The sequence below is a fragment of the Arthrobacter sp. GmRoot5-12 genome, assembly GCF_059739365.1.
Genome location: NZ_AP046056.1, coordinates 1 through 23,969, shown reverse-complemented (window position 1 = coordinate 23,969; position 23,969 = coordinate 1). Strand labels below are relative to the sequence as shown.

20 protein-coding genes, 1 tRNA gene and 1 pseudogene are annotated in these 23,969 nt (G+C 65.6%); 20 read left to right on the top strand and 2 right to left on the bottom strand.

The window, feature by feature from the left end; translation table 11 throughout:
- The first annotated feature begins 6 nt into the window (after positions 1–6).
- The 4 genes from ribH (at position 7) to hisF (ending at position 2,646) form a co-directional block, all read left to right on the top strand.
- Complete coding sequence (gene ribH / locus AC6JAM_RS00110; RefSeq protein WP_018770776.1) at positions 7–495, top strand: 6,7-dimethyl-8-ribityllumazine synthase; 489 nt, start codon at positions 7–9, stop codon at positions 493–495.
- Positions 496–618: 123 nt separating this feature from the next.
- The gene (locus tag AC6JAM_RS00105) at positions 619–882 is read left to right on the top strand and encodes a phosphoribosyl-ATP diphosphatase (protein WP_009358176.1); all 264 of its coding nucleotides are present in this window, start codon (positions 619–621) and stop codon (positions 880–882) included.
- An 85-nt stretch (positions 883–967) separates the two neighbouring features.
- A complete protein-coding gene (gene hisG, locus AC6JAM_RS00100) occupies positions 968–1,828 on the top strand; it encodes an ATP phosphoribosyltransferase (protein WP_497933734.1) in 861 nt (286 codons plus the stop codon).
- Between the two features lie 41 nt (positions 1,829–1,869).
- Positions 1,870–2,646 (top strand): imidazole glycerol phosphate synthase subunit HisF, encoded by a 777-nt coding sequence (gene hisF / locus AC6JAM_RS00095; protein ID WP_018770778.1) that lies wholly within the window; start codon positions 1,870–1,872, stop codon positions 2,644–2,646.
- 66 nt (positions 2,647–2,712) lie between these two features.
- On the opposite strand, the gene AC6JAM_RS00090 is transcribed toward hisF, so the two are convergent.
- Positions 2,713–3,357 (bottom strand): TIGR03085 family metal-binding protein, encoded by a 645-nt coding sequence (locus AC6JAM_RS00090; RefSeq protein WP_018770779.1) that lies wholly within the window; start codon positions 3,355–3,357, stop codon positions 2,713–2,715.
- A gap of 112 nt (positions 3,358–3,469) precedes the next feature.
- Here AC6JAM_RS00090 and hisI point away from each other — a divergent pair, with 112 nt between their 5' ends.
- From hisI to pyk, 11 genes are all read left to right on the top strand, one after another.
- Positions 3,470–3,922 carry a phosphoribosyl-AMP cyclohydrolase gene (hisI, locus tag AC6JAM_RS00085; RefSeq protein ID WP_018770780.1) on the top strand — a complete coding sequence of 151 codons (453 nt, stop codon included), beginning with the start codon at positions 3,470–3,472 and terminating at the stop codon, positions 3,920–3,922.
- A gap of 111 nt (positions 3,923–4,033) precedes the next feature.
- The gene (locus AC6JAM_RS00080) at positions 4,034–5,596 is read left to right on the top strand and encodes an anthranilate synthase component I (RefSeq protein ID WP_018770782.1); all 1,563 of its coding nucleotides are present in this window, start codon (positions 4,034–4,036) and stop codon (positions 5,594–5,596) included.
- Entirely contained in the window at positions 5,596–6,300 is a 705-nt protein-coding gene (locus AC6JAM_RS00075; RefSeq protein ID WP_488314744.1) for a Trp biosynthesis-associated membrane protein, read from the top strand. Before AC6JAM_RS00080 ends, AC6JAM_RS00075 begins: the two co-directional genes overlap by 1 nt.
- Positions 6,301–6,404: 104 nt before the next feature.
- Entirely contained in the window at positions 6,405–6,692 is a 288-nt protein-coding gene (locus AC6JAM_RS00070) for an HGxxPAAW family protein (RefSeq protein WP_018770784.1), read from the top strand.
- Positions 6,692–7,513, top strand: a complete 822-nt coding sequence (trpC, locus tag AC6JAM_RS00065; RefSeq protein ID WP_497933733.1) for an indole-3-glycerol phosphate synthase TrpC — start codon at positions 6,692–6,694, stop codon at positions 7,511–7,513. The genes AC6JAM_RS00070 and trpC overlap by 1 nt, the downstream gene beginning before the upstream one ends.
- Before the next feature lie 126 nt (positions 7,514–7,639).
- A complete protein-coding gene (gene trpB / locus AC6JAM_RS00060; RefSeq protein ID WP_134164343.1) occupies positions 7,640–8,959 on the top strand; it encodes a tryptophan synthase subunit beta in 1,320 nt (439 codons plus the stop codon).
- Between the two features lie 11 nt (positions 8,960–8,970).
- Positions 8,971–9,804, top strand: coding sequence for a tryptophan synthase subunit alpha (gene trpA / locus AC6JAM_RS00055; RefSeq protein WP_018770787.1), 834 nt, complete (start codon positions 8,971–8,973; stop codon positions 9,802–9,804).
- A gap of 3 nt (positions 9,805–9,807) precedes the next feature.
- Positions 9,808–10,974 carry a prolipoprotein diacylglyceryl transferase gene (gene lgt / locus AC6JAM_RS00050; protein ID WP_056393675.1) on the top strand — a complete coding sequence of 389 codons (1,167 nt, stop codon included), beginning with the start codon at positions 9,808–9,810 and terminating at the stop codon, positions 10,972–10,974.
- Between the two features lie 263 nt (positions 10,975–11,237).
- Entirely contained in the window at positions 11,238–15,851 is a 4,614-nt protein-coding gene (gene gltB / locus AC6JAM_RS00045; RefSeq protein ID WP_056393676.1) for a glutamate synthase large subunit, read from the top strand.
- A complete protein-coding gene (locus tag AC6JAM_RS00040; protein ID WP_497933732.1) occupies positions 15,844–17,301 on the top strand; it encodes a glutamate synthase subunit beta in 1,458 nt (485 codons plus the stop codon). Before gltB ends, AC6JAM_RS00040 begins: the two co-directional genes overlap by 8 nt.
- A gap of 91 nt (positions 17,302–17,392) precedes the next feature.
- The gene (pyk, locus tag AC6JAM_RS00035; protein ID WP_497933731.1) at positions 17,393–18,883 is read left to right on the top strand and encodes a pyruvate kinase; all 1,491 of its coding nucleotides are present in this window, start codon (positions 17,393–17,395) and stop codon (positions 18,881–18,883) included.
- A 131-nt stretch (positions 18,884–19,014) separates the two neighbouring features.
- Here pyk and AC6JAM_RS00030 read toward each other — a convergent pair whose 3' ends face one another.
- A complete protein-coding gene (locus AC6JAM_RS00030; RefSeq protein ID WP_009358190.1) occupies positions 19,015–19,620 on the bottom strand; it encodes an ANTAR domain-containing response regulator in 606 nt (201 codons plus the stop codon).
- 201 nt (positions 19,621–19,821) lie between these two features.
- Here AC6JAM_RS00030 and AC6JAM_RS00025 point away from each other — a divergent pair.
- The 5 genes and pseudogenes from AC6JAM_RS00025 to AC6JAM_RS00005 form a co-directional block, all read left to right on the top strand.
- Positions 19,822–19,903 (top strand) — tRNA-Leu (locus AC6JAM_RS00025).
- Positions 19,904–19,990: 87 nt separating this feature from the next.
- Positions 19,991–21,124, top strand: coding sequence for a tyrosine-type recombinase/integrase (locus AC6JAM_RS00020; protein ID WP_497933730.1), 1,134 nt, complete (start codon positions 19,991–19,993; stop codon positions 21,122–21,124).
- Positions 21,125–21,148: 24 nt separating this feature from the next.
- Positions 21,149–21,502, top strand: coding sequence for a hypothetical protein (locus AC6JAM_RS00015; protein ID WP_497933729.1), 354 nt, complete (start codon positions 21,149–21,151; stop codon positions 21,500–21,502).
- Positions 21,503–21,685: 183 nt separating this feature from the next.
- The gene (locus AC6JAM_RS00010; RefSeq protein ID WP_497933728.1) at positions 21,686–22,357 is read left to right on the top strand and encodes an HNH endonuclease family protein; all 672 of its coding nucleotides are present in this window, start codon (positions 21,686–21,688) and stop codon (positions 22,355–22,357) included.
- Between the two features lie 1,062 nt (positions 22,358–23,419).
- Positions 23,420–23,969 (top strand): annotated as a pseudogene (locus tag AC6JAM_RS00005) (hypothetical protein); the annotation flags it as partial.

The following is a 23,969-nucleotide window of genomic DNA, read 5'->3' as shown; positions in this document are numbered from 1 at the left end:
GAACCCATGAGTGGACACGGCGCCCCCGACATCGACCTCAGCACCCTCAACCCGGCCGAGACGTCGCAGCTGAAACTGGCCATCATCGCAGCAAGCTGGCACACACAGATCATGGACGGGCTCCTGGACGGCGCACTCCGGGCCGCCAAGGACGCCGGCATCGCGGAGCCCACGGTGCTGCGGGTTCCCGGCAGCTTCGAGCTCCCGGTTGCCGCAGCGCGGCTGGCACCGCACTTTGACGCCGTTGTTGCCCTCGGCGTCGTAATCCGCGGCGGAACCCCGCACTTTGACTACGTCTGCCAGGCCGCGACGTCGGGCCTCACCGACGTCAGCGTGTCCACGGGCGTGCCGGTGGGTTTCGGCGTGCTCACCTGCGACAACGAACAGCAGGGGCTGGATCGGGCAGGCCTGCCCGGCTCCAAGGAAGACAAGGGCCATGAGGCCGTGACAGCTGCGCTGGCTACCGCCGTCGTCCTCAAGCAGTACCGGAGCTAGGCGCAGCACCGGACCCGGCGTCAGGTTGTTGCACGGGCGCGGTGTGTGTATTCGCTCACATCGCGCCCGTCATGCAACGGCCCGGGAAGCGCCGCTGCGGCTGCACCAAGTAGGCTGGAGGGCGTGAAGAATTTCGAGACGCTGTTCGCTGAGCTCAGCGAGAAGGCAGCCACCCGCCCGGAAGGCTCCCGCACCGTCGCTGAATTGGAGTCCGGTGTTCACGGCATCGGCAAAAAAGTCGTTGAGGAAGCAGCCGAAGTGTGGATGGCTGCCGAATATGAATCCGATGAAGCCGCGGCCGAGGAAATCTCCCAGCTGCTGTACCACCTGCAGGTTCTGATGCTCGCCAAAGGCCTGACCCTGGAAGACGTCTACAAGCATCTGTAGCCACCGGTCCGGCGCACTGCCGCCGGGCCCGCCGTGGCCTGCACTGCCTGAAAACCCAGACCTTCCACCCCAGAAAGAACTTCCCATGCTGCGAGTAGCCGTCCCCAACAAGGGCTCCCTGTCCGAAGCCGCCTCCGCCATGCTCTCCGAAGCCGGCTACCGCCAGCGCCGCGACACACGCGAACTGGTCATGGTGGACCCTGACAACGAGATCGAGTTCTTCTTCCTCCGCCCCCGCGATATTGCGGTCTATGTCGGCCAGGGAACACTCGACGTCGGCATCACCGGACGCGACCTGCTCCTGGACGCCGGCGTGGAAGCCGAAGAGCTGCTGCCGCTGGGTTTCGCCGGCTCCACCTTCCGTTTTGCCGGACCCGTCGGCGACTTCAGCAAGGTGGAGGAACTCGAGGGCAAGCGCCTGGCCACCAGCTACGACGGACTGCTGCGCAACTACCTGGCCGAACGCGGCATCAACGCCAAGGTGGTCCGGCTGGATGGCGCGGTTGAATCCTCGGTCCGCCTGGGCGTTGCCGACGCCATCGCCGACGTCGTGGAAACCGGCAACACCCTCAAGGCCGCCGGCATGGAAATCTTCGGCGACCCCATCCTCAGATCCGAGGCCGTCCTGATCCGCCGCACCGGCAACGGGGGCGCCGCCAACGGCACCGCCAAGGAAATCGACGTCCTCATCCGGCGGCTCCAGGGCGTCCTGGTGGCACGCCAGTACGTGCTGATGGACTACGACATCCGCAAGGAACTCGTGGAGAAGGCGGCCGGCCTGACGCCTGGCCTCGAATCGCCCACGGTCTCGCCGCTGCGCGACTCCGACTGGGTGGCCGTCCGGTCCATGGTTCCCAAGAAGGAAACCAACCGCATCATGGATGAACTGTACGACCTCGGCGCCCGCGCCATCCTGGTCAGCAGCATCCACGCCTGCCGCATCTGAGCCGGCCCCGCAGCAACCAACACAGACTCCAGGAGTACCCCATGGCAGTAGCAGTACGCGTCATTCCCTGCCTCGACGTCGACGCCGGACGCGTCGTCAAGGGCGTCAACTTCGAGGGCCTGCGCGATGCCGGCGACCCCGTGGAACTCGCCCACCGCTACGACAACGCCGGCGCCGACGAACTGACCTTCCTTGACGTCACAGCTTCCTCGGGCAACCGCGAGACCACGTTCGACGTTGTCCGCCGCACGGCCGAAGAAGTATTCATCCCGCTGACGGTGGGCGGCGGCGTCCGCGGCGTAGCGGAAGTGGACAAGCTCCTGCGCTACGGCGCCGACAAGGCCTCCATCAACACCGCGGCCGTGGCCCGGCCCGACGTCATCGACGAAATCACCCGGCACTTCGGTTCCCAGGTGCTCGTCCTGTCCGTTGACGCCCGCCGCACCCGCCCGGGGTCCCAGCCCACGCCGTCGGGATTTGAAGTGACCACCCACGGCGGCCGCACCGGCACCGGCATCGACGCCATCGAGTGGGCCAGGGAAGCGGCCGACCGCGGGGTGGGGGAGATCCTGCTGAACTCCATCGACGCCGACGGCACCAAGGACGGGTTCGACCTCGAACTCATCAAGCTGGTCCGGGCTGCCGTCAGGGTCCCGATCATCGCGTCCGGCGGTGCCGGAGAGCCCGCACACTTCCCGCCGGCCGTCGCAGCCGGCGCGGACGCCGTCCTGGCGGCTTCGATTTTCCACTGGGGACCGGACAACATGATGTCCCAGGTCAAGGAAGCGATCCGGGAAGCCGGCTTCGAAGTCCGCTGACCCGACTGACTCGCAGTTGTTGTCGTTATGAACGCTCATAACGACAACAACTGCGACCCAGTTGGGTCAGAGGCCTACTTCGGCTGACTGGAGGAGGGCGACGGCGTCGGGCTGGCCTTCGAAGGTGACCAGCGCGTGGCGTGTCCGGCCGTGGGCGTGCATCAGCAGTTCGCCCGGCTCGCCGACGATCGCCACCGAAACGGGGGCGCGCTTGGCAACATGCCGCGGACCGGACGGACGGACCAGGACAATGCCCAGGTCCACGCCGCGGTAGAGGATGGCGGCACGCTTGACCAGTTCGTCCCACAGTGCGTCAGAGTACGCTTCATCAAGTGCCCTGGGCGCCCACCGGTCCACGGCCCGCCGGACATCCTCGGTGTGCACGAAGTATTCGATCAGGTTGGAACTTTCGTCCAGTGCCTTGATCTTCATCGGCGACAGCGCCGGTGGACCGGCGCGGAAGGTGTTGACCAGCCGGGCGTAGTCCTCGTTGGTGGTCAGCTTGGCTGCCAGCTTGGCGGTTGCCTGGTCCGAGGCCTTGGCCAGGCGCTTGATGATCAAACCGAGCCCGACGGCGGCCTTCCGCTCGCGCAGGTAAAGGTGCGCGGCAAGGTCCCTGGTACGCCAGCCCTTGCACAGTGTGGGCGCATCAGGGCCGGCCGCAAGCAGGGTTTCGGCCAGGACTTCTCGGGACGGTTCGACGAAATGCATCACTTGGAAAACTAGCACGACAGGCGCGGAGTTGGGCAGCAGCGCAGGGGCAGGTGGCGTGCCGTTGTTCACAACAGGAGGACGGGCACGTGAAGGCACTAGACTTGACCCGATGTCTGAGCAGCCAACCCCCGTCCCCACCGCAGGATCCGCCGTGTCCCAGCCTGTGGCATCCGTGCCGCCGTCGTCCGGGGAATCCGTCCCGGCCAGCCCGCTGCCCATGGAGGTAGCCGCGGCACTCAAGCGCGACGCCGCCGGCCTGGTGGCCGCGGTGGTGCAGCAGTACGACACCAACGAAGTCCTCATGCTCGGCTGGATGGACGACGAGGCGCTGCACCGCACCATGACCACCGGCCGGGTGACCTTCTACTCCCGCTCACGGCAGGAGTACTGGCGCAAGGGTGATACCTCGGGGCATGTGCAATGGGTCAAATCCGTGGCCATGGACTGCGACGGCGACGCACTGCTGGTGCGCGTGGACCAGGTGGGCGCGGCCTGCCACACGGGCACCCGCACCTGCTTCGACGGCAGGGACCTCGACGTGGTGGCAGGCCACGCAGGCTAGGCGGACACGCTGCCCGGCCGGGCTTCCTCCACAGCCCCGGCCACTCCAGCAAGCACACCAAGGCGCCCGGCAATGCCGGCCCTTTCGAAGAACAGGCGGACAAGCATAACCATGCAGGACCTTGGAACCATCAGCCCGAGCCTCGAGGAATTCCGGGAACTTGCCGGCCACAGCCGCGTCATTCCCGTCCGGCTCAAGGTCCTCGCCGACGCCGAAACCCCCATCGGGCTGTACCGGAAGCTGGCGCAGGGTCAGCCCGGCACCTTCCTGATGGAATCGGCAGCGGTGGGCGGAGCCTGGTCCCGGTACTCCTTCATCGGCGCCAAGTCCCGTGCCACCCTGACCACCAAGGACGGCCAGGCGCACTGGCTGGGCCAGCCGCCCGCGGGCGTGCCGGTCAGCGGCAGTCCGGTGGACGCCATCCGCGACACCGTGGAGGCGCTGCGCACCGACCGTTTCGAAGGGCTGCCGCCCTTTACCTCCGGGCTGGTGGGCTTCCTCGGCTGGGAAACCGTCCGGCACTGGGAACGGCTGGTCAGCCCGCCCGAGGATGACCTGCAGCTGCCGGAAATGGCCCTGAACCTGGTCACCGACATGGCCGTGCATGACAACGTGGACGGTACGGTCCTGCTCATCGCCAACGCCATCAACTTCGACAACAGCTCCGAACGCGTTGACGAGGCCTGGCACGACGCCGTGCGCCGGGTCAAGGAACTCCTGGCCAAAATCAGCACCCCGGTGGTGCAGCCGGTCTCCGTCCTGACGCCGGCGGCCCTGGACTTTGCCTCCAGCGTCCAGGAACGCTGGGACGAGGCTGAATACCTTGCGGCGCTGGACCGCGGCAAGGAAGCGATCGTGGACGGCGAGGTCTTCCAGGTGGTGATTTCGCGCCGGTTCGAGATGGAGTGCAAGGCGTCCGCGCTGGACGTCTACAGGGTCCTGCGCAACACCAACCCCAGCCCGTACATGTACATCTTCAGCCTGGCCGACGCCGAGGGCCGCGAGTACTCGATCGTCGGCTCCTCGCCCGAAGCCTTGGTCACGGTCACCGGCGAGGAAGTCATCACCCACCCCATCGCCGGCTCGCGTCCGCGCGGCAAGACGGTCGAGGCGGACAAGGCCCTGGCCGAGGAGCTCCTGGCGGACCAGAAGGAACGCGCCGAGCACCTGATGCTGGTGGACCTGTCCCGCAACGACCTGTCCAAGGTCTGCGTGGCGGGAACGGTGGACGTCACCCAGTTCATGGAGGTGGAGCGCTTCAGCCACATCATGCACCTGGTGTCCACCGTGGTGGGCCGTTTGGCTCCGCAGGCCAAAGCCTATGACGTGCTGAAGGCCACCTTCCCGGCCGGCACCCTCTCCGGCGCACCCAAGCCCCGTGCCCTGCGGCTGCTGGACGAGCTGGAACCGCACCGCCGCGGCATCTATGGCGGCGTGGTGGGCTACCTCGACTTCGCCGGCGACATGGATATGGCCATCGCCATCAGGTCCGCCCTGATCCGGGAAGGACGCGCCTACGTCCAGGCAGGGGGTGGCATCGTGGCAGACTCCGTGAACCCCACCGAGGCCCTGGAAACGGTCAACAAGGCCGCCGCTCCGTTACGCGCCGTGCACACGGCCGGATCGCTGCACAACATTTCCGCGGAATCCCTTCCCGACGGGTCGGTTTCCTGATGCCGGACTCCGGCATGGCGGCAGGCCGCCCCGAAGAGGCGGCCAAGGCAGGACAGGCGGATACGGCGGCCAAGGCCGGCAAAGCCCGCAAGACCCGGGCCGTGCCGGTCTGGGCGCGCAAGTCCACCCTGGTCATGCTGATTACCCTCCTGGCGCTGGCCGCCTTCGGCACCACCACCCAGACCTGGATGACCGCCACTCTGGACCCCAACCAGGTGGGACAGGCCGGAGCCGCCCAAAGCACCATCCAGGTGCAGGGCAGCAAGGCCGCCACCACGGTGACGGCCCTGGCCCTGGTGGCCCTGGCAGGCGGGCTCGCAGCGGCCATCGCCGGCAGGATCGCCCGGTGGGTGATCACGGCCATCATCGTCCTTGCCTCCGCAGGCGTGGTGACGGCGGCGGCCACCGTCCTGGCCGATCCGCTCGCCGCGGCGCAAGGGTCCATTGCGGCAGCCACCGGCGTCTCCGGCAGCCAGGCGCACGTGGACGTTACCCCGTTCCCGCTGCTCGCCGTCGTCGCGGGCTGCCTTCTCGCCCTGTCAGCCCTGCTGATCCTGCCCGCCTCCCGTTACTGGAAGACGCGCACCAAATATGACGCGGCCGGAGCGGCAGCACCCACGGCCGCCGGCGCCACGGCGGTGGCCGGCTCCGTGGACGAGATCGACAGCTGGGACCGGCTTTCCCGGGGCGAGGACCCCACCTAAGACCGGCGGACGCCGGCGCCGGCAGGGGCGGCAGGCCCTGCAGTACGCGGGCGGCAGCCAAAAAATGGCAGAATGTAAGCAGTATCCATCCTGAGGAGATTTCCATGAGCAAAGCACCTGCGTCCGTTTCCAAGTCAGGCACCCGCACCGTTGCCCCCGGCGCCATCGACCACAGCCAGGAACTGGGCCACGGCAACAGCCCGGCCGCGTGGACCTGCGTCATCGTCATGCTCGTCGGCGCGCTCATCGCAGCCATCGCCTTCGTCATCGCCAGCACCCCCATCTTCATCGGCGGCGCCGTTGTCATGGTCGTCGGACTGATCCTCGGATACGTCATGCGCAAGGCAGGCTACGGCGTCGAAGGCAGCAAGCTGAAGAACTCCGGCCACTGATGGCGACTGTTCTCGACGACATCAACGCCGGTGTCAGGGAGGATATGGAGGCCAGGAAACGGCTCGTTTCCCTGGCTGAGCTGAAGGACCTGGCCCAGGCCGCGGCACCTGCCCGTGACGCGTGGGCAGCCCTCGGCGGCACCTCCCCAACCCGGGAACAGCTGAAAGTCATTGCCGAAATCAAACGCCGCAGCCCCTCCAAGGGCGATCTCGCCAGCATCGGGGATCCGGCGTCGCTCGCCCGGCAGTACGCCGACGGCGGTGCCTCCGTCATCAGCGTCCTCACCGAACAGCGCCGCTTCAACGGGTCCCTGGCCGACCTCGACGCCGTGCGCGCCGCCGTCGACATCCCGCTGCTGCGGAAGGACTTCACGCTCGACGAGTACCAGATCTGGGAGGCCCGTGCCCACGGCGCCGACCTCATCCTGCTCATCGTGGCTGCCCTCTCGGACGCCCAGCTGGCCGAATTCAGCGGCCTCAGCCGGGACCTGGGCATGAACGTGCTCGTGGAGACCCACACGGAAGAGGAAATCGAGCGGGCCGTGGCCGCCAACGCGCGGATCATCGGCGTCAACGTGCGCAACCTCAAAACGCTCGACGTCGACCGTTCCGTCTTTGCCGCACTGGCGGGGCTGATTCCGACCGAGGCCGTGGTGGTTGCCGAATCCGGCGTCCGCGACGCCGCCGACGTCACGCACTACGCCGGCAGCGGCGCCAACGCCATACTCGTGGGCGAGGCACTGGTAAGCCACGCCACGCCCCGGGAACGCATCGCAGAGTTCACTGCCGCAGGTGCCGCCGCCATCGCCGCCCGCGGCTGACGAAACGCACCAAACCGTCGTCCTGCGGGCCCGTGGCACGCCGGCCCGCAGGACAGCACACCAGTCCGGCCGCCACCGCCGGAACAGCAACTTTTTGACCAACCACCACCGAACAGGACAGGACTGATGGCTGACGCACCCTCAGGAAACGCTGACAACAACACCGCGGAAGCATTCCTGCAGGGCGGATCCCTCCGCCACGCCCCGGGGCCGTACTTCGGAAACTACGGCGGGCGATGGATGCCCGAGTCCCTCATCGCCGCCCTGGACGAACTTGAAGAGACCTTCAACAAGGCCAAGGACGATCCCGACTTCCGTGCGCAGATCGCTGACCTGAACAAGAACTACTCCGGCCGGCCGTCCCTCCTGACCGAAGCCAAGCGGTTCTCCCAGCACGCCGGGGGAGTGCGCATCTTCCTCAAGCGCGAAGACCTCAACCACACGGGTTCGCACAAGATCAACAACGTCCTTGGCCAGGCGCTGCTCGCCAAGCGCATGGGCAAGACGCGCGTCATCGCCGAGACCGGCGCAGGCCAGCACGGCGTGGCAAGCGCTACCGCTGCCGCCCTGATGGGCCTGGAGTGCGTGGTGTACATGGGCGCCGAGGACTGCCGCCGCCAGGCGCTTAACGTCGCCCGCATGGAACTCCTGGGCGCCAAGGTGATTCCCGTCACCAGCGGATCCCAGACCCTCAAGGACGCCATCAACGAGGCCCTCCGGGACTGGGTGGCCAACGTTGGCAACACCCACTACCTGTTGGGCACCGCTGCCGGAGCCCACCCGTTCCCGGCCATGGTCCGTTACTTCCACGAGGTCATCGGCGAGGAAGCCCGCGCCCAGATCCTGGAGCAGGAGGGCCGCCTCCCGGACGCCGTCTGCGCCTGCATCGGCGGCGGCTCGAACGCCATCGGCATCTTCCACGGGTTCCTGGATGATCCCTCCGTGAAGATCTACGGCTTCGAGGCCGGCGGCGACGGCGTCGAAACCGGCCGGCACGCCGCCACCATCACCCTGGGCAAGCCCGGCGTGCTGCACGGTGCACGCTCCTACCTGATGCAGGACGACGACGGCCAGACGATCGAGTCGCACTCCATCTCCGCCGGCCTGGACTACCCCGGCGTGGGACCCGAGCACTCCTACCTGGCCGACATCGGACGGGTCAGCTACGAGCCCATCACGGACAGCGAAGCCATGGAGGCCTTCCGCCTCCTGTGCCGCACCGAGGGCATCATCCCCGCCATCGAGTCCTCGCATGCGCTGGCCGGAGCCATCAAGGTGGGACAGCGGCTTGCTGCCGAAGACCCGGCGGCCGCGGCCGAAAAGATCGTCATCGTCAACCTGTCCGGACGCGGAGACAAGGACGTGGCCACCGCCGCCGAATGGTTTGACCTGTTGGACAAGAATTCCGCCGAATCCGAGATCGGCAAAGAGGGGGAGCAGCTGTGAGCAGTGCAGAAATGGCCAACCGGGCAGAGATGACCAGCAAGTCGGCAGCAGCCATCGACAGGGCGCGCTCCCAGGGACGCTCCGCCCTCATCGGCTACCTCCCCGCCGGCTACCCCAGTGTGGAGGACACCATCGCCGCAGGCATTGCCCTGGCGGAAAACGGCGCGGACCTGATCGAGATCGGCATTCCCTACTCGGACCCCGTCATGGACGGCCAGGTCATCCAAGCCGCCACCACCGAGGCACTGGCCAAGGGCTTCCACGTCAGCCAGGTGTTCGACGTCGTGGCCGGCATCACCAGCAGGACCGACGCCGCCGTCCTGGTCATGACGTACTGGAACCCGGTGGTCCGGATGGGCGTGGATGAGTTCTCGCGCCGGCTGGCCGAAGCCGGGGGAGCCGGGCTGATCACCCCGGACCTGATTCCGGACGAGGCCGCCGAGTGGATGGAAGCCTCGGACAAGTACAGCCTGGACCGTGTGTTCCTCGTGGCGCCGTCCTCCACCGCGGAGCGCATGCAGCGGACCGTGGATGCCAGCCGTGGATTCGTGTACGCCGTCTCCATCATGGGCGTCACCGGTGCCCGCACCTCCGTCAGCACTGCAGCCAAGGACGTTGTGGCGGCGGCGCACGGCGCCGGCGCCGAGCGCGTCTGCGTCGGGCTGGGCGTCTCCACCGCGGACCAGGTCCGCGAAATCGCCGCCTACGCCGAAGGCGTCATCGTGGGCACCGCCCTGGTGGCGGCCCTCCGCGACGGGGGAGTGGATGCCGTCGCCGCCCTCACCAAGGACCTGAGCACCGGCCTGGCGCCTGAACCGGGCCTGGCGCAGGAAGCCGGGGCCTAGGACATGCAGCCACTCCTTCAGGCAGCCGCGCTGGTACCCACGATGGTGCCGGCCAGCATCCCCAGCCCGGACTGGTCCGGCTTCGACATTCCCCTGCCTTGGGGCAGCCTCCGGATCCACGCCTACGCGCTGTGCATCCTCGCGGGGATCGTCGCGGGGCTCTGGCTCACATCCGTCCGCTGGGCCAGGCGCGGCGCCCCTGAAGGCAGCGTCTGGGACATCGTCATCTGGGCCATCCCCTTCGGCATCATCGGAGGCCGGCTCTACCACGTGGTGTCATCACCTGACGCTTACTTCGGCCCGGGGTTCGACGGCACCGGAGACCTCTCGCTGATCCCGCAGATCCAGCGCGGCGGGCTGGGAATCTGGGGCGCCGTGGTCCTTGGGGCCCTTGGCGCCTGGATCGGCTGCCGCCGCAGCGGAGTGAAGCTGAGCGCATTCGCCGACGCAGCGGCCCCGGGCCTGCTCCTGGCCCAGGCCATAGGCCGGTGGGGCAACTACTTCAACCAGGAACTTTTCGGCGGTCCCACCACGCTGCCGTGGGGCCTGCAGGTGGACGCCGACAACCCCAACTTCCCCGCCGGCATGCCCGCGGACACCCTCTTCCACCCCACGTTCCTCTACGAGTCCCTGTGGAACCTGGCCGGCGTCCTTATCCTGCTGGCCCTGGACCGGCGCTTCAACTTCCGCCGGAGCCGGCTTTTCTGGCTGTACGCCATGTACTACACCCTGGGCCGGGTCTGGATCGAGGCAATGCGCATCGACGACGCCGAACAGATCACCATCTTCGGCATCACCACCAGGCTCAACGTGTGGACCAGCATCTTCGTGTTCCTGGCGGCCCTGGTCGCCTTCATCCTGTTGGGCCTCAAAAGCCGGACGGACCCGGACACCGTGTACCTTCCGGGGCACGGAGCGGAGAAAACCGTGGAACCGGGAACCGATTCCGTGGCCAGTCATGAAGTCCGTGATCCGGACGATGTTGTCTCAGATAGTGATTCGCGTGGTAATCTCCCTGATAACCACAGCGGTTCCAGGCATGCTTCCGACCCCACGGAAGAAGCCGCGGCGGCACCGGCGGGCTCAAAGCCCGGAACGGATGCAACGGCTGCCGGACACTCCGGCAGCACAGCCACAGGACCCGCACCGGAGGCCGGCACCGGCAAGTAGGGCGCCGGCCAGGCAGGGCAGCAGAGCCACCGCTCGAAGCGCCCGAAAACCACAATGTCGTGGCATGGGGCACCGTCCGCCCAGCATGGATTTGCTGGCTGATGATGCCTCGGGCAGGGGCCTGCGTAACCGTTAGTTCAGCAGGCTGCGCTGACCTACAATTTCCAGTAATCAACACTTTGTTGTGCCCACCGCAGCGGCGCCGACGAGTGGGGCCAACGGTGTCCCTTCCATACGCACGATCAGGAGGAAGGACGTCTCCCATGACCCAAACTCTTCACACTCCCAGCTGGTCCGAACCGGACCAGCCTGAGACTGCAATGTCGCCGTTCAAGCGCTTCGCAGCCATGCCGGAGGCCGCCGGGCTCTACAACCCGGAACAGGAGAAGGACGCCTGCGGACTAGCGATCATCGCGACCCTGCGCGGCGAACCCGGGTATGACATTGTCGACGCCGCCCTGACCGCCCTGCGCAACCTGGAGCACCGCGGTGCCGTGGGTGCTGACGAGGGCACGGGCGACGGCGCGGGCCTGCTCATGCAGATCCCCGACGAGTTCTTCCGTGCGGTCACCGAGTTCGAGCTGCCCGCACCGGGCCAGTACGTCGCCGGTACCGCGTTCCTGCCTGCCGAGCAGCGCGAGGCCGACGCCGCCAAGGCAGGTATCGAGGGCCTGGCCGCCGATGAGGGCCTGAAGGTCCTCGGCTGGCGTGAAGTGCCGGTGGTCGCCGACCTCGTGGGCGCCATGGCCCGCGCCTGCATGCCCTACTTCTCCCAGCCCTTCCTGGCATCCGCCAACGGCGAGGAGCTGGACCGCAACGAGCTCGACTCGCGCGCCTGGCGCATCCGCAAGCGTGCCCAGAACAAGTTCGGTGTGTACTTCCCCTCGCTGTCCTCGCGCACCATCGTCTATAAGGGCATGCTCACCACCGCCCAGCTGGAGCCGTTCTACCCGGACCTTTCGGACAAGCGGTTCAAGACCAAGCTGGCGATCGTGCACTCACGCTTCTCCACGAACACCTTCCCGTCCTGGCCGCTCGCCCAGCCGTTCCGGACCATTGCCCACAACGGTGAGATCAACACCGTCAAGGGCAACCGGAACTGGATGCGCGCCCGCCAGTCCCAGCTCGCCAACCCGCTGCTGGGCGACTCGCCAGAAGAGCTGTACCCCATCTGCACCCCCGGCGCCTCCGACTCCGCCTCGTTCGACGAGGTAGCGGAGCTGCTGTGGCTGTCCGGCCGGCCCATCACGCACTCGATCATGATGATGATCCCCGAGGCCTGGGAAAACCACGCCACCATGGATCCGGCCCGTCGCGCCTTCTACGAGTACCACTCCCTGCTGATGGAACCGTGGGATGGCCCGGCAGCCGTGTCCTTTACCGACGGCAACCTGGTGGGCGCAACCCTTGACCGCAACGGCCTGCGCCCCGGACGCTTCTGGATCACCGAAGACGGCCTGATCGTCTTCGCCTCCGAGGTGGGCGTGATCGACGTCGAACCCTCCAAGGTGGTCAAGAAGGGCCGCGTGTCCCCGGGCAAGATGTTCCTGGTGGACACCGAGGCCGGCCGCATCATCGATGACGAAGAGGTCAAAGCCGAAGTTGCCGCGGCCAACCCGTGGGCGGAGTGGGTCAAGGACAACCTGATCGACCTCAACGACCTGCCCGAGCGTGAGCACGTGGTGCACACTGCCGCGTCCGTGAACATCCGCCAGCGCACCTTCGGCTACACCACCGAGGAACTGAAGATCCTGCTCGGCCCGATGGCCCGTACCGGCGCCGAGCCGCTGGGCGCCATGGGTTCCGACACCCCCGTGGCCGTGCTGTCCAAGCGCCCCCGCCTGCTCTTCGACTACTTCGTGCAGTCCTTCGCGCAGGTCACCAACCCGCCGCTGGACGCCATCCGCGAGGAACTGGTCACGTCCCTGACCTGCGCCATCGGACCCAACGGCAACCTGCTGGACACCAAGCAGGTCCGCCAGCCCCAGGTCCAGCTGCCCTTCCCGGTGATCAACAACGACCAGCTCGCCAAGATCGCCAACATCGAGGACGCGGACGGCAATCGCGTGGCCATGAAGGTCCGCGGCCTGTACCGGCCCGAAGGCGGCGAGAACGCGCTCCGCGCCCGGCTCACCGAGATCTGCGAGCAGGTCTCCGGTGCCATCAACCGCGGCGTGCAGTACATCGTGCTGTCCGACCGTGACTCCAACGCCCAGTGGGCACCCATCCCGTCGCTGCTGCTGGTCAGCGCCGTGCACCATCACCTGCTGCGCAGCGCCAACCGCACCAAGACTGCCCTGGTGGTCGAGGCCGGCGATGTCCGCGAGACGCACCACGTGGCCGTGCTCATTGGTTACGGCGCGTCCGCCGTCAACCCGTACCTGGCGATGGAATCCGTGGAGCAGCTGATCGCTGCCGGCGACGTCACCGGTGTGACCCCGCAGGACGGCGTCTACAACCTGATCAAGGGCCTGGGCAAGGGCGTCCTGAAGATCATGTCCAAGATGGGCATCTCCACCGTGGCGTCCTACACCGGCGCCCAGACCTTCGAAGCCCTTGGCCTGGGCCAGGACCTGGTGGACGAGTTCTTTGCCGGCACGCACTCCCAGCTGGGCGGCGTGGGCCTGGACGTGATCGCGGCCGAAGTGTCCGCACGCCACCAGATGGCCTACCCCGAGGGCGGCATCGAGCAGCCGCACCGCCCCCTGCTGGGCGGCGGCGAGTACCAGTGGCGCCGTGACGGCGAACCGCACCTGTTCAACCCGGAGACCGTGTTCCGGCTGCAGCACGCCACGCGTGAGCGCCGCTACGACATCTTCAAGGCCTACACCAAGGGCGTGGACGACCAGTCCACCAACCTGATGACCCTCCGCGGCCTGCTCAAGTTCAAGAACGACCGCCCGTCCGTGCCCCTTGAGGAAGTGGAGCCCGTCTCCAGCATCGTCAAGCGGTTCTCCACGGGAGCGATGAGCTATGGCTCCATCTCGCAGGAGGCCCACGAGACGCTGGCCATCGCCATGAACCAACTGGGCGGCAAGTCCAACACCGGTGAAGGCGGCGAGGACGTGGATCGCCTGCTCGATCCCAAGCGCCGCTCTGCGGTCAAGCAGATCGCGTCCGGCCGTTTCGGCGTGACCAGCCTCTACCTGACCAACGCGGACGACATCCAGATCAAGATGGCCCAGGGTGCCAAGCCCGGCGAAGGCGGCCAGCTGATGGCGCAGAAGGTCTACCCCTGGGTGGCCCGGACGCGGCACTCAACCCCCGGCGTGGGGCTGATCTCCCCGCCTCCGCACCACGACATCTACTCGATCGAGGACCTTGCGCAGCTCATCTACGATGCCAAGCGCGCCAACCCCTCGGCGAGGGTCCACGTGAAGCTGGTCTCGGAAGTCGGGATCGGCACCGTGGCGTCCGGCGTGACCAAGGCCAAGGCCGACGTCGTACTCGTTTCCGGGCACGACGGCGGTACTGGCGCCTCACCGCTGAACTCGCTCAAGCACGCCGGTGTCCCGTGGGAGCTCGGCCTGGCCGAAACCCAGCAGACGCTGATGCTCAACGGACTGCGCGACCGCGTGGTGGTGCAGGTGGATGGCCAGCTCAAGACCGGCCGCGACGTTGTGATCGCGGCGCTGCTGGGCGGCGAGGAGTTCGGCTTCGCCACCGCTCCGCTGGTGGTGGAAGGCTGCATCATGATGCGCGTCTGCCACCTGGACACCTGCCCCGTGGGTGTGGCCACGCAGAATCCCGAGCTGCGCGCCCGCTTCAGCGGCAAGCCGGAGTTCGTGGTCAACTTCTTCGAGTTCCTTGCCGAGGAAGTCCGCGAGATCCTGGCGGAGCTTGGCTTCCGCAGCCTCGAGGAGGCCATTGGCCACGCAGAGGTCCTGGACGCCCGCGAGGCGATCGACCACTGGAAGGCCGACGGCCTGGACCTGGACCCGATTCTGCACGGCCTGGAGTTCGACGACGACGCGCCGCTGCGCAACATGACCGGCCAGAACCATGAGCTGGACAAGCACTTCGACCAGCGGCTGATCACCATGGCCACGGAAGCGCTGACGGACCGCAGCCCGGTGAAGATCACCGTTGACGTCATCAACACCGACCGTTCGGTGGGCACCATGCTGGGCCACGTGGTCACCAAGACCTTCGGCACGGATGTGCTGGCCACGGACACGATCGACATCACGCTGAACGGCACCGCCGGCCAGTCGTTGGGTGCCTTCCTGCCTGCCGGCATCACCCTGCGGCTCTACGGCGACTCGAACGACTACGTGGGCAAGGGCCTCTCCGGCGGCCGGATCGTCGTCCGCCCGGACCGTACCAACGTGTTCAAGGCGGAGACCAACGTCATCGCCGGCAACGTCATCGGCTACGGCGCCACCAGCGGCGAAATGTTCCTGCGCGGCCAGGTGGGCGAACGCTTCCTGGTCCGCAACTCCGGTGCCACCGCCGTCGTCGAAGGCATTGGCGACCATGGCTGCGAGTACATGACCGGCGGCCAGACGCTGATCATCGGGCGCACCGGCCGCAACTTCGGTGCCGGCATGTCCGGCGGAACCGCCTACGTCCTGGACCTGGACACTGCCAAGGTCAACAAGGACGCCCTGCAGTCCGGCGAACTCCAACTCCGCGAGCTGGACGCCGAAGACCGCGACATCGTCCACGGCCTGCTGGTCAAGCATGTGGAAGAAACTGACTCCCAGCTGGCGGCGCGTCTCCTCGAGAACTTCGATGACACCGCTGCCCGCATTACCAAGGTGCTGCCGCGCGACTACGCGGCTGTTCTGCAAACCCGTCTCGACGCCATCGAAGAGGGCCTTGACCCCGACGGCGAAGAAGTATGGTCTCGAATCCTGGAGGTGACCGGTGGCTGATCCACGCGGATTTCTGAAAGTACGCCAGCGTGAAACCCAGCCACGCCGTCCTGTTCCCGTCCGCATCATGGACTGGAAAGAGGTCTATGAGGCGCAGGAAAAAGGCACGCTGAAGGCCCAGGCCGGACGCTGCATGGACTGCGGCGTCCCGTTCTGCCACCAGGGCTGCCCGCTGGGCAACCTCATTCCCGAGTGGAACGACCTCATGTGGCGGGACAAGGGTGAGGAAGCGATCGAGCGCCTGCACGCCACGAACAACTTCCCCGAGTTCACCGGACGGCTCTGCCCGGCGCCGTGCGAGGCGTCCTGCGTGCTGGGAATCAACCAGCCCGCGGTCACCATCAAGCAGGTGGAAGTCTCGATCATCGACGAGGCCTGGGACAACGGCTGGGTCAACCCGCTGCCGCCCGCACGCCTGACAGGCAAGACCGTTGCGGTGGTTGGCTCCGGCCCGGCAGGACTCGCCGTCGCCCAGCAGCTCACCCGCGTGGGCCACACCGTTGCCGTCTATGAGCGGGACGACAAGATCGGCGGCCTGCTCCGCTACGGCATCCCCGACTTCAAGATGGAAAAGGAGCAGGTGGACCGCCGCGTCGAGCAGATGAAGGCCGAGGGCACCCGCTTCCGTACCGGCGTCTCCGTGGGGACCGACGTCACCTGGGAGCAGCTGCGCAGGCGCTACGACGCCGTCGTGGTCTGCACCGGCGCCACCGTTCCGCGTGACCTGCCCATCCCGGGCCGCGACCTGGACGGCATCCACTTCGCCATGGACTACCTGGTGCCGGCCAACCGTGCAGTCGCCGGGGATACCATCGAGAACCAGATCAACGCCCACGGCAAGCATGTGGTGATCCTGGGTGGCGGCGACACCGGTGCTGACTGCCTGGGGACCGCGCACCGGCACGGCGCCGCCTCGGTGACCACCCTGGCGATTGGCAAGCAGCCGCCGTCGGAGCGTGCCAGCCACCAGCCGTGGCCGACGTTCCCCACCCTGTTCGAGGTGGCCAGCGCGCACGAGGAAGGCGGCGAACGCACCTACCTCGCGTCCACGGTCGAGTTCGTTGGCGAGAACGGCAAGCTGACCGGGGTGAAGGTGGCGGAGACCGAGTTCGTTGACGGCAAGCGCCTCCCGAAGGCCGGCACCGAGCGGATCATCCCGGCGGACCTGGTGTTCCTGTCCCTCGGCTTCACTGGTGCCGAGCCTGCCGGCATCACCGAACAGGTGCACGCCGAATTCGACGGCCGCGGCAACGTGGCCCGCGACGGCTACTACATGACCAACACCGAGGGCGTGTTTGTTGCCGGTGACGCCGGCCGCGGGCAGTCCCTGATCGTGTGGGCCATCGCCGAGGGACGTGCCGCCGCTGCCGCCGTTGACAAGTACCTGATGGGAAGCACGATCCTTCCCGCTCCCGTAGCACCGACGGACCGGGCCATCGCCGTCCTCTAGCCGCCGTCCTCTGGCCGCAGTCCCGCAGGATGCATCGAGGGTTCACCTCGCAGACAACTTAACCAATGCAAGAGACCAATAGGGTAGGTATATGAGACGCGCAAAAATTGTGGCTACGTTTGGCCCGGCAATTGCCAGCTACGAAAACACCCTCGCGGTGCTGGAAGCCGGCGTTGACGTCGCCCGCATGAACATGAGCCACGGCGACTACTCCGTGCATGACAACACCTACGAGAACGTCCGCAAGGCAGCATCCGACCTTGGCAAGGCCGTGGCCATCATGGCCGACCTGCAGGGCCCCAAGATCCGCCTGGGCCGTTTCGTCGACGGTCCGCACGCCCTGGCCGTGGGTGACGTCTTCACCATCACCACCGAAGACGTTCCCGGTACCCGGGAGATCTGCTCCACCACGCTGAAGAGCCTCACCGAGGACGTCAAGGTGGGCGATGCCCTGCTGATCGACGACGGCAAGGTGGCCCTGCGTGCCACGGCGGTGGACGACGTCAAGGTGGTCACCGAGGTGACCGTTGGCGGCATGGTGTCCAACAACAAGGGCATCAACCTTCCCGGCGTGGCCGTGAACGTGCCCGCGCTGAGCGAAAAGGACGAGGACGATCTCCGCTGGGCGCTGCGCCGCGGCGTTGACCTGGTGGCGCTGTCGTTCGTGCGTGACGCTACGGACATCGCCCGCGTCCACGAGATCATGGACGAGGAAGGCCGCCGCGTACCGGTCATCGCCAAGATCGAAAAGCCGCAGGCCGTTGAGCAGCTGCCCGAGATCATCGACGCCTTCGACGCCATCATGGTGGCCCGTGGCGACCTGGGCGTGGAGCTTCCGCTGGAGGAAGTGCCGATCGTGCAGAAGCGCGCCATTGAACTGGCACGCCGCTGGGCCAAGCCGGTCATCGTGGCCACCCAGGTCCTTGAGTCCATGATCGACAACCCGCGCCCCACCCGTGCAGAGGCTTCCGACTGCGCCAACGCCGTCCTGGACGGTGCTGACGCTGTCATGCTGTCCGGTGAGACCAGCGTGGGCAAGTACCCGATCGAGACGGTCAAGACCATGGCCCGGATCATCGAATCCACCGAGGTCCACGGCCTGGAGCGCGTCCCCCCGCTGGGGACCAAGCCCAGGACCCGTGGTGGCGCCATCACCCGTGCCGCCGTCGAAATCGCCGACCAGCTGGACGCCAAGTACATCTGTGCGTTCACCCAGTCCGGTGACTCGGCCCGCCGGCTCTCCCGCCTGCGGCCCATCAAGCCGGTCTTCGCGTTCACCCCGGTGGAGCAGGTCTGGAACCAGATGGCGCTGACCTGGGGCATCCAGCCTGTGCTTGTCCAGATGGTTGACCACACCGACGCCATGACGGCCCAGGTGGACCGCAGCCTTGAGGAAATGGGACTTGTGGAAGACGGTGACCTGGTGGTCATCGCCGCCGGTTCGCCTCCCGGAAAGGCGGGTTCCACCAACTCGCTGAAGGTGCACAAGGTGGGCGACCTCGCCGACTCCACGCGCGCCGGAGAAGTCGCCAGCAACAAGGAAAAGCTCGGCCCGTGGCCGGAAAAGAAGAAGAAGGCCTAGCCTGGTCTTCAGACACAGCGAAGGACCCCTGCCGGTTGGCAGGGGTCCTTTGCTTTGGTGCTGTGCGCGTTAGGGTACTTTACGCGTAGGGCCGGGCCGCCGTCGGAAGCTCTTCGGGGCCGGCCGGCGCGTTAGTTGACCTGGTTGATGATGGTCTCTGCAACCTCGCGCATGCTGAGGCGGCGGTCCATCGAGGTCTTCTGGATCCAGCGGAAGGCTTCGGGTTCGGTCAGGCCCATCTTGGTGGTCAGCAGGCTCTTGGCGCGTTCCACGAGCTTGCGGGTGGCGAACTGCTCCTGCAGGTCGGACACCTCGCTCTCGAGGGCCTTGATTTCCTCGTGCCGGGAGAGTGCGATCTCCAGCGCCGGGATGAGGTCCGCGGGGGTGAAGGGCTTGACGACGTAGGCCATGGCGCCGGCGTCGCGGGCACGTTCCACCAGTTCCTTCTGGCTGAAGGCGGTCAGCAGCACCACGGGGGCGATGCGGGCCTTGACGATCTTTTCGGCCGCAGAAATGCCGTCCATGACGGGCATTTTGACGTCCATGAGGACCAGGTCCGGCTTGAGTTCCTCGGCGAGCTGGACGGCCTTCTCGCCATTGTCCGCCTCACCCACGACGTCGTAACCTTCGCCGCGCAGGATCTCGATGATGTCGAGGCGGATGAGGGTTTCATCCTCTGCCACAATGACGCGGCGCGCCGGCTGGGACGTGGGCTTGGACTCCGTCTGTTCAGTCACGGGATCTCCTTGAAAAGGTACGGCGGGACATCACTATCTTAGGTGCCACCGCTGCTGTACTTGGTTTGCAGGGTTCGTTTGCGGCGACGGCGGCGCGATTCTGGAATTCAGCCTATCTGCATGTAGAGTAATTCCGCGTACGTGAAGCGATCGCGTTGCTCACAGTCAGCTGTGAGCGTACTGTGGCTCCGCGTAATCCGCGCCCGAGTGGCGGAATTGGCAGACGCGCCGCACTCAAAATGCGGTATCGAAAGGTGTGTGGGTTCGAGTCCCACCTCGGGCACAGTGTTTTCGCAGGTCAAGGGCCTGTTCAAAGAATGTGCGTGTACAAAATCCGCCAAAGTGTGTACACGAGCGTACCGTTTTGTGTGTGGCCAGCATCAGTACTCGCACCAAAAAGGACGGTTCAAAGTCCTACATGGTTCGCTGGCGGGACAAGAAGACCAAGACCGCCCAAGGCCTTACAGTAGCCACCCTTACCGAGGCGGAAACCCTTAAGCGCCTGTTGGACGCCAATGGACAGTCCTTTGAAATTGCTCAGCACGCCATCCTGAGCAATGAGAAACGTCCACCCACTGTGGCGGAAGTCATCCAGGAACATATCGACCTGCTGGTCCGCCCATCGAGCGGAACGGTCAAGACATACCAGACCATGCTGGACCTCCACATCCGGCCAGTCATAGGTCACGTTCCCGTGGACAAACTCGACTACCGCGTCATCGCGCACTGGGTGAAGTCGATGATGGCGAAGAGCAAGGCACCCAAGACGATCCACAACATTCACGGCCTGATTTCGGCTGCGATGAACACCGCCGAGATGCTCGGCTACATTAGCCGCAATCCCTGTCGTGGGGTGCAGCTGCCGAACATTGAGAAGGCTGAAGATGAGGCCATGTTCCTGACTCATGCCGAGTACAGACTGATCATGGAGGGGATGGGGGAGCGGTACAAGGCCTTCACGGACTTCCTGGTCATGACCGGCACCCGCTTCGGAGAAGCCACCGCATTGACCGTGGCGGATGTCGATTTGCTTTCGAAGCCGCCCACCGCGCGTATCAACAAGGCTTGGAAGCGGGATGGGCAGAACCAGTTCTATGTTGGCCCGACCAAGACCGGAGCTGGCAAGAGGACCATCGGGCTGAACCCTGCGCTGGTGGAGCTGTTGATCCCGCTGGTGGCAAGCAGGCCAGGAAAGGAACTGGTGTTCACGACGCCCGCGGGCGGCCGGATAGTTCACAAGCTCTACTGGGCTGACTATTGGGTGCCTGCCGTTCGCACGGCCCAGGCCATCGGCCTGACCAAAAGCCCGCGGATCCACGACCTGCGGCACACGCACGCGTCCTGGCTGATCCAAGACGGCGTCCCCCTGTTCACTATCTCCCGCCGGCTCGGGCACGCCTCCACGAAGACCACCGAGCAGGTTTACGGGCATTTGATGCCTGAGGCATTGCAGGTGGGTGCCGATGCCACTGAGCGATCCGTGGCAGCCTTCCAGCGGCTGTAGCGAGCCTTCAGGGAGTCGGCGCCGGTGACTACGGATCTCGGTCATGTTGGCGAGTCCTGCCGGGTGCATGAACTGGGAAACGTGCACCTATTCCTGGGAGACGCTGTGGATATCGAATTTTTTGAGCCTGCCGAAGCAGCAGCGCTGATGCGCTGCACTGAGTCTTGGCTGCGTGACGGCGCGACCAGCGGAAAGTTCCCTCACGCTTGCTGGGGCAAGGGAAAGATCATCTTTACCTCAGAGCACATCCGGGAAATTGCGAGATTGAGCGAGATCCTTCCTGGTGGCGCGGAGTCCAAGCAATCAACGGAGCAACCCCTGACCAAGCAGCGGCTGATAGGGACCCGTTCCAAGGCCCGCCTGGCCACGGTGAATTGATTCGGCCTGCCAGGGGCTTCCTGGTTCAGTTCTTACACTTGCTCCGGTGTGGCGGGCACGACATGTCCTCTTACCGCTTGCACAAGGTGGCCGAAGTTAGTGTGAAGCAACTCGCCTCAATACGGAAGGGCCGTTCAAATCATTCGCTCGATTGCCCCAGCCCTGACAGTCGCTGCCGCCCTCTTGCTGGTCGGCCCGCTTGCCGGCTGTGACGCTACCGCCCATGCCATAGAGGGCATCGGAACCGCTCCAAGTACCTCTGCTGGTCAGTCTTCGGGCGGTGGCGCTGCCCGAGAGGCAGGACAAGCCCTCGTCCAGCTTGAGACCATCCCGGTCAAGGGCCGAGCCCCAAAGACTGGTTACACCCGCGATGAGTTCGGACCCGCTTGGTCCGATACTGACCACAATGGTTGCGACACCCGCAATGACATCCTCGCTCGCGACCTTACCGGGGAGACGTTCAAGCCCGGCACCAACAACTGCGTCGTTGCGACAGGCACCCTGGCCGACAAGTACACGGGCACCACGATCAACTTCGTCCGCGGGCAGGTCACCAGCTCCGATATCCAAATTGACCACATCGTCCCACTCAGCGACGCATGGCAGAAAGGTGCCCAGCAGCTGAGCGCAGATCAGCGCAAAGAGCTCGCGAACGACCCACTGAACCTCCTGGCAGCCGACGGCCCCACAAATAGCGCGAAAGGCGACAAGGATGCCGCCACATGGCTTCCGCCGAACAAAGCCTTCCGGTGCGAATACGTGGAGCGGCAAACAGCAGTCAAAGTGAGATACAGTCTCTGGGTTACGCAGGCAGAGTACGACGCTATCGCTGGCATACTGAAGAATTGCCGGTAGCGCCTCCACCCCCCCGGCGCCCGCGAGCCTGCCGAGGCCGCTCTTGCCGCCGTGGCGAGATGGAAAACCGATAGTTGAATTTCTAAGGTTTATAGCGTCGAGCGGACCCACAACCGCGACGACGCCGGAATAAGTGAGACCACGGCGCCGCAGCAAGAGCCACTTCCCGAGCCTTCCCCCCCATTGCCTCGACGGAGGGGCTCTCTGCGCTGAGGAGGCAACCATAGGTGCCTGTAGCAAAGGTCCCTCTCCGACCCAGGAACCCCTTCCCGGGCCGCGAGAGGGGACTTTGCTCGCTTATCATGAGGTGATGCAGACGCGACTGGCCTCCGCGTCGTCTGCTTCGAGCATCCGGGGAGTTCCCAACGACCGACGCTGCCACCTCACGCCGGCACCGTCGTTGAACTGAACCTCACGATCTAGATGGGCCTTCGATCTCCAGGCGTTTCCCATGCGCAAGCCCAGGTTTAGTGCCAACACGACGGCGCCTATTGTTCCTATAGCGGCGAGCCAATCAGGCACGCTCCCCAATCAATATCCATTCCGCAAGAGTAGCGCCTGCATGGACACGACGAACTCGGGCAAGGCGGCAGGTAAAGTCGCTGATGGTAAAGATCATTCTTTGGGGGAATCATGAACAAACGCTTTGCGGCGTTGGCCCTGTCCGTCCTTTTCCTTACAGCCTGTGGTGGCGGCACGTCCGTATCTCCATCCGCTACGACTCCGGCGCCGAGCCCGACGGTCGACAAGTACGCACAGACGTGGACCAAGAGCTACTCGAAGACGACGTGCAAGGAGTGGCTGAATGCAATGACACCAGCCCAGCAAGTCGCAGTCTCGGCGGACATACTCACCAATGGCCGAAACAAGGTAGACAAAGGTACTGGCATGCCCTCCGACTCGCTGATTAGGGACTTTCAAACCGCGACGAGTGATCACTGCACTATCCCCAGCATGACGCTGACAGACGCCACATATGCCGTTTATATGGACGGCAAGAGGTTCAGGCCGTAAGCGGCTCGAGGTCGGGAAATATCACCTCTTACCCCTATCGTTTTACTTATGAATGATCCCGCCTACGCCCTGCTCTGGCCCCGGCCTCTGTTTGAGTGGGAAGCCCGACGTATTCTGGAATTGCCTTCTGGGGACCCCGAGTGGGTTTCTATGGTCAGCCACTTGTTACTTGAGGCGTATCACGACGAGGAAGTGGCCTCGGCCTTTTTGGCCGCAATACCTCCTGACAACGCGTTTACGAGGTCGTGGTTGCCACAAAGCGATACGCTAGCTCGCGTCTGGCTGGCGGAGCTCCTGAAAGACGAATCCAGGCTAAAAGCCTACAAAGCGCCCGTATATTGGGCTGAGCGAAATGGAGCCGGCGATTCTCTGACGACCGAGAAGCCTTTCGAAACCTTCGCCGAGGACTTCTTCGAACTCGTCGAGGAATTGCAGGAAGCAGGTTACTTCCCGAAGGTACTCAAGAAAGACTGTGTCGACGACCCGGTCGACCTGGATGACGTTAGGAAGACAATACGACGCGCCACAAAGCTAGACGTGAAGTGGCCCATGAGCGCAGGCGACATATTCGCGCTTTCGGATGGGCCGGTGTATTCCC

What these genes read in the sequence shown, in the direction of transcription:
- ribH (WP_018770776.1), top strand. Translation starts at nt 7, where the DNA reads ATGAGTGGACACGGCGCCCCCGACATCGACCTCAGCACCCTCAACCCG.
- hisG (WP_497933734.1), top strand. Translation starts at nt 968, where the DNA reads ATGCTGCGAGTAGCCGTCCCCAACAAGGGCTCCCTGTCCGAAGCCGCC.
- hisF (WP_018770778.1), top strand. Translation starts at nt 1,870, where the DNA reads ATGGCAGTAGCAGTACGCGTCATTCCCTGCCTCGACGTCGACGCCGGA.
- AC6JAM_RS00090 (WP_018770779.1), bottom strand. Translation starts at nt 3,357, where the DNA reads ATGCATTTCGTCGAACCGTCCCGAGAAGTCCTGGCCGAAACCCTGCTT.
- hisI (WP_018770780.1), top strand. Translation starts at nt 3,470, where the DNA reads ATGTCTGAGCAGCCAACCCCCGTCCCCACCGCAGGATCCGCCGTGTCC.
- AC6JAM_RS00080 (WP_018770782.1), top strand. Translation starts at nt 4,034, where the DNA reads ATGCAGGACCTTGGAACCATCAGCCCGAGCCTCGAGGAATTCCGGGAA.
- AC6JAM_RS00075 (WP_488314744.1), top strand. Translation starts at nt 5,596, where the DNA reads ATGCCGGACTCCGGCATGGCGGCAGGCCGCCCCGAAGAGGCGGCCAAG.
- AC6JAM_RS00070 (WP_018770784.1), top strand. Translation starts at nt 6,405, where the DNA reads ATGAGCAAAGCACCTGCGTCCGTTTCCAAGTCAGGCACCCGCACCGTT.
- trpC (WP_497933733.1), top strand. Translation starts at nt 6,692, where the DNA reads ATGGCGACTGTTCTCGACGACATCAACGCCGGTGTCAGGGAGGATATG.
- trpB (WP_134164343.1), top strand. Translation starts at nt 7,640, where the DNA reads ATGGCTGACGCACCCTCAGGAAACGCTGACAACAACACCGCGGAAGCA.
- trpA (WP_018770787.1), top strand. Translation starts at nt 8,971, where the DNA reads ATGGCCAACCGGGCAGAGATGACCAGCAAGTCGGCAGCAGCCATCGAC.
- lgt (WP_056393675.1), top strand. Translation starts at nt 9,808, where the DNA reads ATGCAGCCACTCCTTCAGGCAGCCGCGCTGGTACCCACGATGGTGCCG.
- gltB (WP_056393676.1), top strand. Translation starts at nt 11,238, where the DNA reads ATGACCCAAACTCTTCACACTCCCAGCTGGTCCGAACCGGACCAGCCT.
- pyk (WP_497933731.1), top strand. Translation starts at nt 17,393, where the DNA reads ATGAGACGCGCAAAAATTGTGGCTACGTTTGGCCCGGCAATTGCCAGC.